Here is a 15,545-nt window from a genome sequence, read left to right on the forward strand (position 1 = left end):
AAAAATGCCTTTTATCACAAAGCTCCTACCTTAGTTTTTATACATCATCATAGGCTATTGTTTTATCATTAACCGTTTTTCCATCTACCTTCACGGTGTAACTCGCTTCACTGTCTTTTTCTATCACAAAGCTTAAATTTTGCGTAATCGAGCGAGTTATTGTGAATGATTCTATAGGTGCCTCACCATTGCTATTTTTATCTTTTTTGAAAATCTCAACTTTTTGAGGTTTTCCTGCTTTACCTGTATACGGTATCGTAAAACTTTCTTGATACGTTTTGTCTTTAGCTGTATTATCCTCTTGACTATCATCATCAGCTGTAGACTCATCTGACTTTTCACCTTTAGAAACGATGAAACGCACTGTACTTCCTTCATCGACTTCTGCTTTCTGAGGTGAGTGCTTGATAATATCGCCTTCTTTTATCTTATCGTCAGCACGCTCACCATCAACTTGCACGGTTAATCCTTTTTGTTCAAGTTCTTTTTTGACTGTCTCAAAATTTTTGCCTGTATAGTCGTCTACATAAACTTGTCTTTTCCCTAGTGATTCAGTTATATCTACACGGTCTTTTGACACTGCCACTTTTTGACCTGGACTAATACTTTGACCTTCAATATTACCTTTCGCGATATCGTGTTGCGTGTAGGCAGTGGTGAAGTGAACATTTTTAAAGCCCAAATCTTGTAGCATTTTCTCCGCTGTTGCTTTCGTTTGACCAATTAAATTTGGCATTTCTTCAATGTGTTCACCTTTAGAAATAACAATATCTACTTTCGATCCTTGTTCCACTTTTTCGCCAGCTTCAGGTTGAATTTTCATAACGCGATTTTTAGCATATTCATCACTATAATCTTGCGTAATACGGCCAACTTTCAGTTTATTGTCTTTTAACATTTTTTCTGCCTGATTTTCAGTTTTACCTAGTACATTAGGCACTTGACTATATTTATTACCCATCATTGCAGCGGCCGCAAAAATAAATAGGCTGATGAATAGCAATATAAATATAAACACAAAGGCTATCTTTTTCCCTCTCGACCGCTTCGGATGCGCAGGCGTCACTGACGGTGATTGTTGGGAGGACGAAGTGACAACTGGAATTTGAGTTGTTTGTTGAACAGTTTTCGCTGATTTTGGCTCATTTTTTAATGTATCTTTGTTGATCGCAATCGTTTTCGTTGCACTTTCGTCAGTTTGATAGCGCGCTTCATCTTTTCTTGCTTCTGAAAGTGATGATTTGAGATCGTAATGCATCTCTGCAACAGAGCGATAGCGATACGATTGATCTTTTTCAGTCGCTTTTAGGATGACGTTACTCAATGATTGAGGGACGTCATGTCGTTGCTCTGTAACGTTGGGGACCGCATCTTGAATTTGTTTAATCGCAATACTTACTGGCGTTTCACCAGTAAATGGTGGGTGGCCAATCAGCATTTCATAGAGCACAATACCTAGCGAATATATATCTGATTGTTCACCGGTTTTTTCACCTTTTGCTTGCTCTGGTGATAAGTATTGTACTGTTCCTACGACATGATTCGTTTGTGTCATTGCCGTTTCACTTAGTGCTTTCGCAATACCAAAGTCAACAATTTTAAGGGTTTGATTGCGATCGATGATAATATTTTGAGGCTTTATATCTCGATGTACAATGCCTTTTTCATGCGCATGTTGTATCCCATTAAAAATTTGTTCTGCAAATTGAATCGCTTTTTGCGGCGACAATTGTCCATGCGATTTAATGTAATCTGAAAGTGTTGGTCCTTCAATGTACTCCATCACAAGAAAGAAACAGTCATCTTCTTCCCCTACATCTAGCACACTGACAATATTTTCATGAGATAAAATGGTCGTATTCTGAACTTCTCGTTCAAAACGGGCAATGGTTTCATGCTTTTCATTTGGTGAGACATGTATCATTTTTACTGCGACTTGGCGATTCAGTATTTGGTCCCAAGCCACATAAACATTACTCATGCCTCCGCCACCTAATATATGCTTAAGTTCATAACGCTCGTCTATAATACGGCCAATCATACAGGCTCACCTGCAATTTCTGCAAGTATAAATGAAGTATTATCTTTTGCCTCGTAAGATTTTGCGAGCTCTAAAATCGCCTCTCCAACTTCAGCCAACGTCGCATTCGATTTCAATACATTATGAATCTCTTTTAAAGGTACGTAATCAGTTAAACCATCAGAATTAAGTAGCAAGTATTGGTAAAAGTGGATACGCTTTGTAAACACATCAGGCGACACACGTCGATCTGTCCCCATCACTTTTGTAATGATATTACGGCGTGGATGGTGTAGTGCTTCTTCTTCAGTAATTTGACCTAGCATCACAAGTTGATTCACAAACGTATGATCAATCGTCACCTGATTAAAATGGCGCCCATTGACGAGATACGCTCTTGAATCACCAATATTCGCAACCACAATGTGGTGATCATAAACTAAAGCACACACACATGTTGTCCCCATCCCTTTATATGAAGACTGACTTTCAGAAAGCTGAAATAATTCACGGTTAATGGTTTGAAGTGTATGTTTCAGCCAAGTCTCAGCACGCTCTTGTTCAATATAGTTTTCTTCTTCAAATCGTGATTGCAGGGCCTCTACAACAAATTGGGAAGCTACTTCACCAGCTTGGTGCCCTCCCATCCCATCACAGACAACGATTAATTGCTGTTCTGTTTGATTGAAAAATATACCACCAGCGTCTTCATTTTGTTCCCGATAAAAACCAACATCTGTAAATAATTCTGCGTTTAACATCGTTTCTACCTCGTTTCTGCTTCACGTTCTTTTGCACGTAGTTGTCCACACGCTGCATCTATATCTGAACCTTGTTCACGTCTAATTGTAGCATTGATTCCTAAACGTTTTAATTCTTTTTCAAATTTAAAAATATCATCTTTAGGTGTTTTAACATAATTACGCTCTGGTACATGGTTCACTGGGATAAGATTCACATGACAATTCAATGGCTTAATTAAGGCAGCGAGCTCTCGTGCATGCTCAAGTTGATCATTGACGCCACCGAACAACCCATATTCAAACGTAATGCGACGATTCGTTTTTTCTTGATAATATTGTATGGCTTCCATCAATTTATTCACATCGTAGGCTCTATTAATCGGCATTAATTTTGAACGAATTTCATTATTTGCCGCATGTAAACTTACAGCAAAGTTAATTTGTAATGATTCGTCTGCAAAATCATAGATGCGCGGAATAATGCCTGATGTGGACACCGTAATGTGACGTGCACCAATATTTAAGCCTTCATCGTGATTTACAATTTTCAAAAAGTCCATCATTTCATCATAGTTTTCAAAAGGTTCCCCAATCCCCATAATTACAATAGAGGATACCCGTTCATCTGTCTCATCTAAAGCTTTTTGTACCGTTAATACTTGAGAAACGATTTCGCCAGCTTCAAGGTTACGTTTCAGTCCCCCCAAAGTTGAAGCACAAAAAGTGCAACCAATACGACAGCCCACTTGTGTTGTTACGCAAACTGAATTCCCATAGTCATGACGCATTAATACAGTTTCGATTGTGTAGCCGTCTTGTAATTGGAATAAAAATTTAATAGTGCCATCTCGACTTTCTTGCTTAACCACGGTTTCTAATGTAGTAATGACAAAATTGTCAGCTAAAAGTTGACGTAAATCTTTCGATAAATTCGTCATCTCTTCAAAAGCATCCACACGTTTGTCATAAAGCCATTCATAAATTTGTTTCGCTCGGAAACTTTGTTGACCATGCTCACTTAGCCACTGTTTCATCTCATCATAACGTAAAGAATAAATCGATTGTTTCTCGAAATCAGGTAAAAATTTATTTTTCTTCTTCTTTTCTGCAGTGATCATTTCGCACGTTCCTTTCTTTTAATTTTCGTAATGAAGAAGCCATCTGTATTCAAATCTTGAGGTAACAGTTGTAAGGTGCGCGTTGTTTGACCATTTACTGGATTGATAAAGGGTTCAAACTCAAACTCAGGATGCGCTTTTAAAAATGTATAAATCACATTTTCATTCTCCATCTGCTCAATGGTACATGTGGAATAAACGAGCGTTCCTCCTTCTTTTAAGGCATGTACAACGTTTTCTAATATTTTCAACTGTACTTCGACGAGAGAAGCAACTTGCGCCTCAGTCATCGTATATTTAATTTCCGGTTTATGTCGTAGGACACCTAAACCACTACATGGGGCGTCGACAATAATTTTGTCATATTTTTTTGTGTATGGCGTCGTAGCATCATGAACGAATGCTGAAATGTTCTTCAATTTTAATTTATTTATATTCTCTTCAATTAACGTAATTTTATGTTCGTGAATATCTGTCGCATCAACGTGACCGGTATTTTTCATTAATTCCGCTGTTTGGCAAGCTTTTCCACCTGGTGCACTACAGCAGTCTAATATCTCTTCCTCATGTTGTGGATTTAATATTTCAGCGACAAACATCGAACTTTTATCTTGAATACTCAATTTGCCTTCTTTAAACAAGGTTGCGTCCATCACGGTTCCATGAGAGATATGCAAACAGACATCTATATGTGTATCTTTTTCTACGGTATAACCTTCACTTTGAAGTTGTTCAACTGCGGCATCCACAGATAATTGCGTTTTATTTACGCGGACGGTTTGTGGAACCGGGTGTTGCATCGCTTTTAAGATAGCTTCAGTTGTTTCTATCCCGTAATGCGTTTTCCAATGCTTCACAATCCACTGTGGCATACTATATTGAATAGATAAGCGTTTAACCTCATCTTTGATAGCCGTTAAATCAGGCAAATCTTCTGTGGTGACACGTCTTAAAATAGCATTAACGGTATTCCCTGTTTGTTGACCTCCACGCTTTTTCGCAAGTGTTACGGCTTCGTTAATAATGGCATGCGTTGGTATTTTATCCATATAAATGAATTGGTAGAGGCTCATCCACAATAACCGACGTACCCATCCTTTAATTTTTGTTTTGATAAAAGGCTTTAAATAATAATCTAGCGTCAATTTGTGCTGAATCGTGCCGTAAACTAATGCGGTCAACAATCCTCGATCTGCAGCACTTAAAGATTCGCGCGTTAACACTTCATTAATCTTCAAGTTACTATAGGCGCCCTCTTTAAATACCGCTTCTATCGTTTCAAGACTTAATGCGCGCACTGTAGTCATTTATCCTAAGTCCTTTCCAACAAGCTCTTCTTGATATCCACTTAAAAAATTGGCTGTTGGCATGCGTTTTTTACCCGCCAATTGAATTTCTTTTAACGCAATACTTTCACTTGAACCTGTTCCGACAATGATTTGTTTTTTTGTCGTTCGAATAATTTTCCCCGCTTCACCTGTTATATCCTTCACAATATCAGCAGCATAGATTTTCATGACTTTATCATCAAAGCGCGTTGAAGCGACCGGCCATGGTGAAAGGCCACGAATATGATTGAAAATCGTACGTGCATCTTGTGACCAATCAATCCACTCATCTTCACGTTGAATATTTGAAGCAAATGAAGCATTCGTATCGTCTTGTGCGGTACGTGGATTTGTGCCGTTTAAAATAGAGGGTAAAGTGTCACTTAACAACTTTGTGCCTAACGCACTTAATTTATCATGCATCGTACCCACGTTATCTTGATCTTCAATCGGTAAGGCTTGTTGAGCAATCATATCACCAGCATCAAGTCGTTCTACCATATACATAATCGTTACACCTGTTTCACTTTCTCCATCTATGATGGCTTGGTGAATAGGTGCACCTCCTCGATATTTTGGGAGTAATGAGGCATGTACATTCACTGCCCCATATTTAGGGTGGTCAAGTAACGCTTTTGGTAATAATTGTCCAAATGCTGCCGTTACAATCAAATCATACTCCATATTTAATAATGTGTTTAGTGTCTCAGAGTCACTGAGTTTTTCCGGTTGATATACAGGGACATCATGCGCCATAGCAACCTTTTTTACCGGGGGTGGTGTCAACGTCCGTTTTCGTCCAACAGGGCGATCTGGTTGTGTAACGACCGCAACAACCTCATAAGATTCTATTAACATTTCTAAAATCGAAGTCGAAAAATCTGGTGTCCCCATAAAAACAATTTTATTCTTCGTCATAATACGCCTCCAATTCTTGTTCTGTAATCTCTCTATCCATTATATCTGTAAATAATATGCCATTTAAATTGTCAATTTCATGTAAAATCATTCGTGCGATATCATCATAAGCGGTGAGCTCAACTTCGCGCCCATATATATCTTGGCTTTTTACGGTAATCATTTGACTTCGCGTCACTTCACCAAAACGATGAGGTACACTCAAACAACCTTCTATCTCCGTAACTTGTTTTTCTGACGCCTTGATAAGCGTTGGATTAATCAACTGTAAAAGTCCATCTTGTTCCATGTCTACAAGCGCGATTTGTTGAGAGATTCCAATTTGAGGGGCACTCAGTGCTTGGCCACCCGACTCATACATCGTATCTTCGAGATCTTGAAAAATTTCCGTCAAAGTCGAATCAAAAGTTTCTACACGGTTTGCTTTTTTATGAATGAGTGGATTGTCATCTGTTAAAATTTTCTTAATTGCCATCAGTCTTTCTCCTATTAAAATTCATCATTATATTATAGCTTAAATTGCCAAAAAATGCGATGTAGGTTCACACTTGTTTCCGCATTTGTTGTCATTTGAAATTTTACGCTTCCTTCAAGTCAGGCCACGCATTCTTTTAGCGATAGGACGCTACTATCATTACTTAAAGAAAGTGGAATTAAACGCCTTCGTTTATGGATACACCTCATTCAAAAATTTAATTATGGCCTTTAAATTTGTAATAGAAGAGCCATCAAAATTTTTCTGTGGGTAAATTTTGATGGCTCTCTCAGTTTTTGCGGGCGCTCTTGACACTCGCGCTCTCTTATTCATGTCGTCACGATGGTCTCATTTTAACATTTCATGTCTTACATCATATTGTAAGGATGAATGTCTATTTTTAACGCTAACTTATCTTTGACATATTGCTCATGATAGTAATCATCTAAATAGGTTAATGCATGAACCAATGAGGGTTCACTTTTGTATTTTACAAGCACTTGAAAACGATGTTCGTGGTTGATTTTAGGAATCGCCGCAGCTGAAGGACCTAAAATGAATGCCTTATCTGATAAATGCTGAATTAAAATTTGATGAACATGTGTGGCTGCTTGTAAAACTTTTTTCATATTTTCATGCGTGATTGTAAAATTAATCAAATAATAATAAGGGGGATATTGTCCGATTTGTCTAAAACGCATTTCCTTTTGATAGAAATTTAAATAGTCATTGGACTTCACATCTTGAATGGCATAATGGTCTGGATTATACGTTTGAATTATGACCTCTCCGGTCTTTTCATGACGTCCCGCGCGTCCAGCCACTTGTGTCAGTAATTGGAACGTACGCTCGCTTGCACGAAAATCTGGCAAATTTAATAAAGTATCCGCGTTTAACACACCCACTAATGTAATGTTTGGGAAATCTAGGCCTTTCGCAATCATTTGCGTGCCTAATAAAATATCTCCTTCTCCCTCGCCAAATTGACGTAACATTTTTTCATGACTGCCCTTTTGCGTCGTCGTATCGACATCCATTCGAATCACACGCGCCTCTGGAAACATCTCATTTAGTACTTCTTCTACTTTTTGCGTCCCTGTCCCCATTTGTCGAATATGCTCACTTTCGCAATTAGGACATTGAAATGGCGCCGCTTCTTGATAACCACAATAGTGGCATTTTAATTGATCCGTGGATTTATGATACGTTAATGAAATGTCACAATTAGGACACTGTGGGACGTGTCCACAATCACGACAAAGCATAAATGAAGCATAACCTCGACGGTTCAGAAAAAGCACTGTTTGCTCTTGTCGGTCCAATCGTGCTTGAATCGCCGTTCTCAGTTGTTCTGAAAACATAGAACGATTCCCTTGCGCCAATTCCTCTCGCATATCACAAATCTCTATTTGAGGTAAAGGCTGTTGATTGACGCGAGAAGGCATAGATAATAAATGATACACCCCTTTTTCAGCACGCGCATAACTTTCTAAACTCGGTGTCGCACTTCCAAGTACTAAAGGGCATTGATGATAACGTGCACGCCAAAGGGCGATATCTCGTGCATGGTATCGTGGATAGTCTTCTTGTTTATAAGTCGCCTCATGCTCCTCGTCAATAATGATAATTCCTAAATTTTTAAAAGGCGCAAAAACACTGGAACGCGCACCAACACTCACGCTTGCACGGCCATCTCTAATTTTTTGCCATTCGTCATAGCGTTCCCCTTTTGATAGCGCAGAATGTAACACTGCGACTTCATCGCCAAATCGTCGTTTAAAACGGTTCACCATTTGAGGTGTTAACGCGATTTCAGGGACTAACATCATGGCCGTTTTCTGTTGCGTCAGAACTTGATCAATAATCTGTAAATAGACTTCTGTTTTTCCAGAACCTGTCACACCATGAAGTAAAAATGTTTCTGATTGCTCTTCATACAGTGCTTGTTGGAGTTGATCAAATGCGTGTTGTTGTTCCTCAGTTAATGCTCGTTTGGCTTCCGCCTCAAATATTCGCCCTGCATAAGGGTCACGTTCAACAATCGCTTCATATTTTTCTAAAATCCCTTTTTGCGTTAACGTTTTAATAGAGGAATTTGAAAAACCCATATCTAAAAGTTCTTTCAAAAAAACGTCACGTCGTTGTTCATCTAGTAAAAATGCGACGAGTTCATGCTGTTTAGGATATTTTTCTAAATGCGCTAATAACGCATCCCCTTCTTCAAGTTGAGCCAATCGAACGGCTTTCTGGGTTTTTTTCGTCGTCGTTTGATTCAATAATGTCACTTCACGAAGACGCCCATCCGCTAAATAAGGTTGTAACGTTTGAATCATTTCATCTTTTTGCGCTTGTTGATAGCGATACTGGCCATTTGCATCGAAATATGATATCACGGATTGTGGCAATTCGGCTTCAGGCGTTATTTCAAAAACTTTCGTATATTTAGCTTTAATGGCACTCGGTAACATCGCTTCTAAAATCGAAATACGCTTAGAAACAAAATATTGACTAAACCACGCACTTAATTGGACCAATTCTTCTGTCAATTCAGGTTGAATATCTTTCACTTCAAGCAAGGATTTAATTTTGGATAAGTCATATTCCGCCTCTTCTTCAGATATCACTTGCATGACATAACCTTGAATTTTTCGAGGACCAAAAGGAACAATAACGCGAACACCGGGTTGCACCACTGACTGTAAATCTTTCGGTATGCGATAATCAAATGTTCTGTCGACGCTTTTTGAATCGATATCGACAATCACTTGAGCGATAGTCATGTCCATGCACCTGCTAATGCATCCAAAATATGGCGTGCGACCTCAATTTTCGCGCCTTTTGGAATGGCTACTTCTTGTCCCTCTTTAAAGTACATTGTGACTTCGTTTTCATCTGAGCTAAAACCAATGGATCTATCGCCTACATTATTGGCAATAATGACATCCGCATTTTTACGTTGAAGTTTGTCTTGTGCATAAGTCGCCACATGTTGTGTCTCAGCCGCAAAACCTACTAATTTTTGATGTGTTTTATGTTCCCCTAAGTACTTTAAAATATCTTGTGTTCGTTTAAATTCTACGGTGACATTGCCGTCTTTCTTTTTCATTTTATGCGTTAATGGTGCCACCGGTGTATAGTCTGAAACAGCAGCAGTTTTAAAAATAATATCTTGTGTTAGATAGTGTGTTTTAACTGCTTCAAACATTTCTTCTGCACTTTGAACGTGAATCATTTCTACGCCTTCAGGTGGTGTGATAAACGTAGGGCCTGAAACTAAAGTTACTTGAGCCCCTTCTGCTACAAGCGCTTCTGCAATCGCATACCCCATTTTGCCAGAAGCTCTATTGGAGACGAAACGGACGGGATCGATCACCTCGACGGTTGGCCCTGCCGTAATTAAAACTTTTTTATTTTTAAAATAAGACAACGCGTGAGACACTTTAGCAGAAGTTGGACTAGATGGTGTATTTTGACCTTGCTCTATCGCTAAAATAATATCCATGGGTTCTGCCATACGTCCTTTTGCGACATATCCACAAGCAAGAAATCCCTCACCCGGTTCAATCATATGATAGCCATCTTCTTCTAACACACGCATATTATGCTGAATTCTAGGATTCTCATACATATGAACATTCATTGCTGGCGCTAAAAATTTAGGTTTAGCTGTAGCTAATAATGTGGACGTCACCATATCATCTGCAATACCATTGGCGAGTTTTGAAATAGTATTTGCAGTGGCAGGTGCCACAACGACAATATCTGCCCAATCTCCTAAGGCAATGTGTTGAATTTCTTCTGGATTTTCCTCTACGAACGTATTCGTATAGACCGCTTGCCGACTGATAGCTTGAAAAGACAAAGGGGTTAAAAATTCTTGCGCATGTGCGGTCATCATCACCCGAACATGATAACCTGCTTGTGTTAATTTACTAGTTAAATCGATGGCTTTGTATGCTGCAATACCACCAGTCACTGCGAGTAATATATTTTTCATTTATTCCACTCCTGTTAGCACTCTTGATTCGATTATAGTATAGCCTTGTCTTGTTTTCACATGATAGGTATTTAAATAAATGCTTCATGGTGTTAATAGATTTCATATAGCAAAAGGCCAAGACATCTATTTGTGTAGCTGTCCTAGCCTTTATGTTTACCAATATCGGTATGTGTTATTAGAAATTTTTAGGGTCAACGTAAGGATGTACTTTGTTCGCAGCGATTTCTTCTAAAGCACGTCCTACTGTTTTTTTACTTTGATAGTCATTCAATAATAAATGTTCAGGGTCCGCCTGAATTTCACGTGCGCGCTTTGCAGCGGTAGTCGCAATTAAATATTTAGAACTGATTTTATCTTGTAATTGATGAATAGGTGGATATAACATTATTTTTTAGCCTCCAATAACATTTTTCGATATTTTGCTTCAATACGTTCACGCTTTAAGTGTTCTGCTTCTACAATAGCTTGAATTCGGTCTTTCGCAAGGTCAACCTCATCATTAACTACGACATAATCGTAAAGATTCATCATCTCAACCTCTTTACGCGCTTCATTAACACGGCTTTGAATTTTTTCTTCAGATTCCGTCCCACGTCCGATTAATCGTTCTCTCAAATGATCTAGACTTGGAGGCGCTAAAAAGATAAATAGTGCATCAGGAAATTTTTTGCGAACTTGTTTTGCCCCTTCAACTTCGATTTCTAAGAAGACATCATGTCCAGCATTCATTGTCTCTCTTACATACTGAACAGGTGTGCCATAATAATTGCCCACATATTCAGCGTATTCAATAAACGCATCTTCTTCAATGAGCTTTTCAAATTCATCCCTTGTTTTGAAAAAATAATCCACGCCATCTGTTTCTCCAACACGCATCGAACGTGTCGTCATTGAGATTGAATATTTATAAGATGTCGTCGGATCATCAAAAATCCGCTTTCGAACTGTGCCCTTTCCTACACCAGAAGGGCCTGAGAGTACTATAAGTAAGCCTTTTTCAGTATCCATTCCTTACGACCTTTCCTTCGCTATTCTCTAGTTATTAACATATCTTACCATAATTTCAATTCTATTGTATAGAGTTGATATATAGAAAAGTTTCAATCTGCACATTAGAATTTTGCGTGTTATAATGAAACAATGAATTTTAATAAAGGTGGCCCGAAAACATGGCATTTGATGGACTTTTCACTCGAAAAATGGTTGAATCCCTTCAACCCCTCGTCTCTGGACGTATTCACAAAATAAATCAACCGGAAAACGACACCATTTTAATGGTTGTGCGACAAAATCGTAAAAATCATCAATTGTTGTTGTCCATTCATCCAAATTTCGCCCGAATACATCTCACAGAGAAGAAATACGACAATCCTTTTGAACCTCCAATGTTCGCACGTGTTTTCCGCAAACATTTAGAAGGCGGGATTATTCAAGCAATACGGCAAATTGGTAATGACCGACGTGTTGAAATTGATGTAATCAGTAAAGATGAAATTGGTGATACGATTCATCGCACTATTATTTTAGAAATTATGGGTAAGCATAGTAACCTTATACTCGTTAACGATAACCGCAAAATCATTGAAGGTTTCAAACATCTCACTCCCAATACCAATCAGTATCGTACTGTGATGCCGGGATTCGAGTACGAAGCGCCGCCCACACAAGATAAGCACAACCCGTTTGACTATGAAGGGACAGATGTTTTAAAATTCATCGATTTTAATGCTGGGCGCATTGATCGTCAACTCTTACAAACCTTCGAAGGCTTTTCGCCATTGATTACAAAAGAAATCACCGCACGCCGTCAATTCATGACAACAACGACTTTGCCTGAGGCTTACGATGAAGTTTTAGCAGAAATCGATGAACCTGCAAAACCTGTTTTCCATAAGAACCACGACACCGGTAAAGAAGATTTTTATTTTATGGATTTAGAACAATTTTACGATGACAAAATTGAATATGCGTCGCTTCATCAATTGCTAGATCGATTTTATGAAGCACGAGGAGAACGAGAACGTGTCAAACAACGCGCGAATGATTTAGTCAAACTTGTTCACCAATTACTTCAAAAAAATCAAAATAAATTGTCAAAATTAATAGATGAACAAGAGGGCACTCAAAACAAAGAACAACAACAATTGTTTGGAGAATTGATTACCGCAAATATTTATCAACTTAAAACTGGAGATGCCTCATTAACTACATTAAATTATTATACAGGTGAAGAAGTGACGATTTCGCTTGACCCGACCAAGTCACCTGCAGATAACGCACAATATTACTACAAACAATATAACCGTTTAAAAACACGTGAGCGTGAATTAAAACATCAAATTGCCCTGACGCAAGCCAATATTGATTATTTCGAAAATATTGAACAACAATTGTCACATATTACCGTGCATGAAATTGACGACATTCGTGATGAACTCGCAGAACAAGGATTTATTAAACAACGTAAAAACGTCAAGAAAAAGAAAAATGCACAAATGCAACTTCAAACTTATATTTCTACTGATGGAGATACTATCCACATCGGTAAAAACAATAAGCAAAATGACTATTTAACTAATAAACTCGCTAAAAAATCACAACTTTGGTTTCATACTAAAGACATCCCTGGGAGCCACGTCGTAATTATGGCTGAATCTCCAAGTCAAAACACCATTGAGGAAGCGGCAATGATAGCCGCTTACTTCTCAAAGGCTGGACAATCTGGACAAATACCTGTTGACTATACAGAAATTAAACATGTGCACAAACCAAGCGGTGCGAAGCCTGGATTTGTCACGTATGATAATCAAAAAACACTATATGCTACCCCTGACTATGATAAAATCAAAGCCTTACAAAAAAATGATTAGGTCCGTGTGACCTAATCATTTTTTAGTTTCAGGAAGTGCGAGTTGGAAGTTAACTCCAAATTTATCTTGTACCCATGCAAATTCTCGATATTGTGGTTGCATTTCCGTTTTCGGCATTAAAATAGCACCACCGTCTTTTAAGCCATTGTATAAAATATCCATTTCATATTGGTCTTTCGCAGTGACAAATAAGGACATCGCAGGATTCATTTCAATCTCTGTCCCATTCATATTATCAATTGCCATGAACACTTGACCGTTTAATTTGAAAATCGTATGTTGAACTTTACCTTCATATTGTGGTGTCGTATTGTCGTATTTTACCATCGTAATAATTTCACTATCTTCAAAGAGAGATGTATATAACTGAACGGCTTCTTCCGCATCCCCATTGAACATTAAAAATGTTGTAATTTTAGGTATTTTCATTTAAGTTCTCCTCCTCAATGTTAAAGGTCGCGTGCTGCCTTTAACATGATTATCTTTTTAACTTTCACTTATTAATATAACCCGTTACAATAGAAATAAATCATAAATTGGAGGCAAAATCACAATGATAAGCATGAATTTAATTATACCTATTCTTGTCCTTTTACTTATAATGCTCATCGGCTATGCATTCGCACGCTGGTTTTTAAGATAAAATGTTATCCAAATTTACAACAAGGCGACTAGGCATAGCGCTAGCCTAATAGAAGAGAGGCAACAAAATTTACCTCAGAGTAAAATTTGTTGCCTCTCTTCTTTTGAACGATGAACAACCTAACCTCTATTAAAGTGTATCTCTCCATTGAACGAGTGAGTCTATATCTTCTTTAGCAATTTGACCTTGTTCTGCAGCCACTTCAACAAGCTCATCAAAAGAGCTTAAAGTATAAAACGGCACATCCGCTTCCTTGAACATGTCATCTGCTTTTGATAAACCATAAGTAAAAATGGCAACGACACCTAACACTTCCGCCCCTGCTTCACGTAAGGCGTCTACTGCAGTGATAGATGATCCTCCAGTTGAAATTAAATCTTCAATGACAACCACTTTTTTCCCAAGACTTGCTGCACCTTCAATTTGATTTTGTTTGCCATGACTTTTACTTTTAGAGCGTACATAATTCATCGGTAATTTCATTTTTTCTGAAATAAAAGCGGCATGAGGAATACCAGCCGTCGCTGTGCCCGAAATCACTTCAACATTTTCAAAATGTGTTTCGATTAATTCAATCAATCCATCACGAATGGCTTCTCGTACTTCAGGATAGCCAAGAGTCACACGGTTATCACAATAGATCGGCGATTGAATGCCAGAACTCCACGTAAATCTATCGTTTGGAGACAACGAAACTGCCTCAATATCTAATAAAGATTGCGCAATTGCTTTAACCATTATTTTAACCAACTTTCTTTAATTTGATGATAACTTTCCACCGGTTGTGCGCTTTGAGTAATAGGACGACCCACAACAATATGTGTCGAACCTAATTGTTTTGCGTCTTCAGGAGTAGTCACACGTTTTTGATCGTTACGCGCACTATTCGCTGGTCGAATACCCGGTGTTACTTTTAAAAAGGAAGACCCACAATGTTCAGTAATTAACTGTGTTTCTAGTGGTGAACAAACAACGCCATCTAATCCAGACTGTTGTGCGAGTTTAGCATAATTCAGCACAGCTTCTTCGATAGAAGTTTGAATATTTTGCTCTTCATGCAACATTGTTTCAGTGGTAGACGTTAATTGTGTTACTGCAATGATTTTGGTTTTTTCATTTTGTGTTCTAAAACCTTCTACTGCACGGCGCATCATTTCAGAGCCACCTGCAGCATGCACATTGACTAAATCCACCTCTAGTTTAGCCAATCCTTCCATTGCTTTACCTACTGTGTTTGGAATATCATGAAGTTTTAAATCTAGAAAGATATCATGTCCCAAAGCTTTAATATCTTTTATTAAGGTTGGCCCTGTTTGATAAAACAATTCCATACCGACTTTGACAAAAAGAGGCTCATCAAAAGGTTTTAAAAACGTCATAACGTCTTCTTTGGAAGCAAAGTCTAGCGCAATGATGGGCGTGTTTTTCAT

Annotated in this window: 14 protein-coding genes; 1 reads left to right on the forward strand and 13 read right to left on the reverse strand. The window is 38.2% G+C overall.

The window, feature by feature from the left end:
- Positions 1-37: 37 nt before the first annotated feature.
- The 10 genes from pknB to gmk all read right to left on the reverse strand — a co-directional run bounded on the left by pknB (position 38) and on the right by gmk (position 11,610).
- Positions 38-2,041 (reverse strand): Stk1 family PASTA domain-containing Ser/Thr kinase, encoded by a 2,004-nt coding sequence (pknB, locus tag PYW36_RS07510; protein ID WP_103159273.1) that lies wholly within the window; start codon positions 2,039-2,041, stop codon positions 38-40.
- The gene (locus PYW36_RS07515; RefSeq protein WP_037573232.1) at positions 2,038-2,781 is read right to left on the reverse strand and encodes a Stp1/IreP family PP2C-type Ser/Thr phosphatase; all 744 of its coding nucleotides are present in this window, start codon (positions 2,779-2,781) and stop codon (positions 2,038-2,040) included. Before PYW36_RS07515 ends, pknB begins: the two co-directional genes overlap by 4 nt.
- A gap of 5 nt (positions 2,782-2,786) precedes the next feature.
- Positions 2,787-3,881, reverse strand: a complete 1,095-nt coding sequence (gene rlmN, locus PYW36_RS07520) for a dual-specificity RNA methyltransferase RlmN (RefSeq protein ID WP_037573228.1) — start codon at positions 3,879-3,881, stop codon at positions 2,787-2,789.
- A complete protein-coding gene (rsmB, locus tag PYW36_RS07525; protein WP_103159272.1) occupies positions 3,878-5,188 on the reverse strand; it encodes a 16S rRNA (cytosine(967)-C(5))-methyltransferase RsmB in 1,311 nt (436 codons plus the stop codon). Before rsmB ends, rlmN begins: the two co-directional genes overlap by 4 nt.
- A complete protein-coding gene (gene fmt, locus PYW36_RS07530) occupies positions 5,189-6,127 on the reverse strand; it encodes a methionyl-tRNA formyltransferase (protein ID WP_037573223.1) in 939 nt (312 codons plus the stop codon). It abuts the gene before it with no gap.
- Positions 6,114-6,602, reverse strand: a complete 489-nt coding sequence (def, locus tag PYW36_RS07535) for a peptide deformylase (protein ID WP_037573221.1) — start codon at positions 6,600-6,602, stop codon at positions 6,114-6,116. The genes fmt and def overlap by 14 nt, the downstream gene beginning before the upstream one ends.
- 368 nt (positions 6,603-6,970) lie before the next feature.
- Positions 6,971-9,388 (reverse strand): primosomal protein N', encoded by a 2,418-nt coding sequence (gene priA, locus PYW36_RS07540; RefSeq protein WP_069191678.1) that lies wholly within the window; start codon positions 9,386-9,388, stop codon positions 6,971-6,973.
- Positions 9,379-10,599: a bifunctional phosphopantothenoylcysteine decarboxylase/phosphopantothenate--cysteine ligase CoaBC gene (gene coaBC, locus PYW36_RS07545; protein WP_037573216.1), complete on the reverse strand. Its 1,221-nt coding sequence runs from the start codon at positions 10,597-10,599 to the stop codon at positions 9,379-9,381. The genes priA and coaBC overlap by 10 nt, the downstream gene beginning before the upstream one ends.
- Positions 10,600-10,777: 178 nt before the next feature.
- The gene (gene rpoZ, locus PYW36_RS07550; protein WP_037573213.1) at positions 10,778-10,987 is read right to left on the reverse strand and encodes a DNA-directed RNA polymerase subunit omega; all 210 of its coding nucleotides are present in this window, start codon (positions 10,985-10,987) and stop codon (positions 10,778-10,780) included.
- The gene (gene gmk, locus PYW36_RS07555) at positions 10,987-11,610 is read right to left on the reverse strand and encodes a guanylate kinase (RefSeq protein ID WP_037573210.1); all 624 of its coding nucleotides are present in this window, start codon (positions 11,608-11,610) and stop codon (positions 10,987-10,989) included. Before gmk ends, rpoZ begins: the two co-directional genes overlap by 1 nt.
- Before the next feature lie 161 nt (positions 11,611-11,771).
- Between gmk and PYW36_RS07560 the strand changes: the two genes are divergently transcribed.
- The gene (locus PYW36_RS07560) at positions 11,772-13,472 is read left to right on the forward strand and encodes an Rqc2 family fibronectin-binding protein (RefSeq protein WP_037573207.1); all 1,701 of its coding nucleotides are present in this window, start codon (positions 11,772-11,774) and stop codon (positions 13,470-13,472) included.
- A 15-nt stretch (positions 13,473-13,487) separates the two neighbouring features.
- Here the strand turns inward: PYW36_RS07560 and PYW36_RS07565 are convergent, their stop codons facing one another.
- The 3 genes from PYW36_RS07565 to pyrF form a co-directional block, all read right to left on the reverse strand.
- Complete coding sequence (locus PYW36_RS07565; RefSeq protein ID WP_037573204.1) at positions 13,488-13,901, reverse strand: VOC family protein; 414 nt, start codon at positions 13,899-13,901, stop codon at positions 13,488-13,490.
- A gap of 343 nt (positions 13,902-14,244) precedes the next feature.
- Positions 14,245-14,853, reverse strand: a complete 609-nt coding sequence (pyrE, locus tag PYW36_RS07570; protein WP_037573202.1) for an orotate phosphoribosyltransferase — start codon at positions 14,851-14,853, stop codon at positions 14,245-14,247.
- The gene (gene pyrF, locus PYW36_RS07575; RefSeq protein ID WP_037573200.1) at positions 14,853-15,545 is read right to left on the reverse strand and encodes an orotidine-5'-phosphate decarboxylase; all 693 of its coding nucleotides are present in this window, start codon (positions 15,543-15,545) and stop codon (positions 14,853-14,855) included. Before pyrF ends, pyrE begins: the two co-directional genes overlap by 1 nt.

Origin of the sequence: Staphylococcus chromogenes (genome assembly GCF_029024625.1) — a bacterium.
In the GTDB taxonomy this organism is placed as follows: Bacteria; Bacillota; Bacilli; order Staphylococcales; family Staphylococcaceae; genus Staphylococcus; species Staphylococcus chromogenes.

Coding starts and splice junctions, on each gene's coding strand:
- pknB (WP_103159273.1), bottom strand. CDS start 2,041: ATGATTGGCCGTATTATAGACGAGCGTTATGAACTTAAGCATATATTA.
- PYW36_RS07515 (WP_037573232.1), bottom strand. CDS start 2,781: ATGTTAAACGCAGAATTATTTACAGATGTTGGTTTTTATCGGGAACAA.
- rlmN (WP_037573228.1), bottom strand. CDS start 3,881: ATGATCACTGCAGAAAAGAAGAAGAAAAATAAATTTTTACCTGATTTC.
- rsmB (WP_103159272.1), bottom strand. CDS start 5,188: ATGACTACAGTGCGCGCATTAAGTCTTGAAACGATAGAAGCGGTATTT.
- fmt (WP_037573223.1), bottom strand. CDS start 6,127: ATGACGAAGAATAAAATTGTTTTTATGGGGACACCAGATTTTTCGACT.
- def (WP_037573221.1), bottom strand. CDS start 6,602: ATGGCAATTAAGAAAATTTTAACAGATGACAATCCACTCATTCATAAA.
- priA (WP_069191678.1), bottom strand. CDS start 9,388: ATGGACATGACTATCGCTCAAGTGATTGTCGATATCGATTCAAAAAGC.
- coaBC (WP_037573216.1), bottom strand. CDS start 10,599: ATGAAAAATATATTACTCGCAGTGACTGGTGGTATTGCAGCATACAAA.
- rpoZ (WP_037573213.1), bottom strand. CDS start 10,987: ATGTTATATCCACCTATTCATCAATTACAAGATAAAATCAGTTCTAAA.
- gmk (WP_037573210.1), bottom strand. CDS start 11,610: ATGGATACTGAAAAAGGCTTACTTATAGTACTCTCAGGCCCTTCTGGT.
- PYW36_RS07560 (WP_037573207.1), top strand. CDS start 11,772: ATGGCATTTGATGGACTTTTCACTCGAAAAATGGTTGAATCCCTTCAA.
- PYW36_RS07565 (WP_037573204.1), bottom strand. CDS start 13,901: ATGAAAATACCTAAAATTACAACATTTTTAATGTTCAATGGGGATGCG.
- pyrE (WP_037573202.1), bottom strand. CDS start 14,853: ATGGTTAAAGCAATTGCGCAATCTTTATTAGATATTGAGGCAGTTTCG.
- pyrF (WP_037573200.1), bottom strand. CDS start 15,545: ATGAAAAACACGCCCATCATTGCGCTAGACTTTGCTTCCAAAGAAGAC.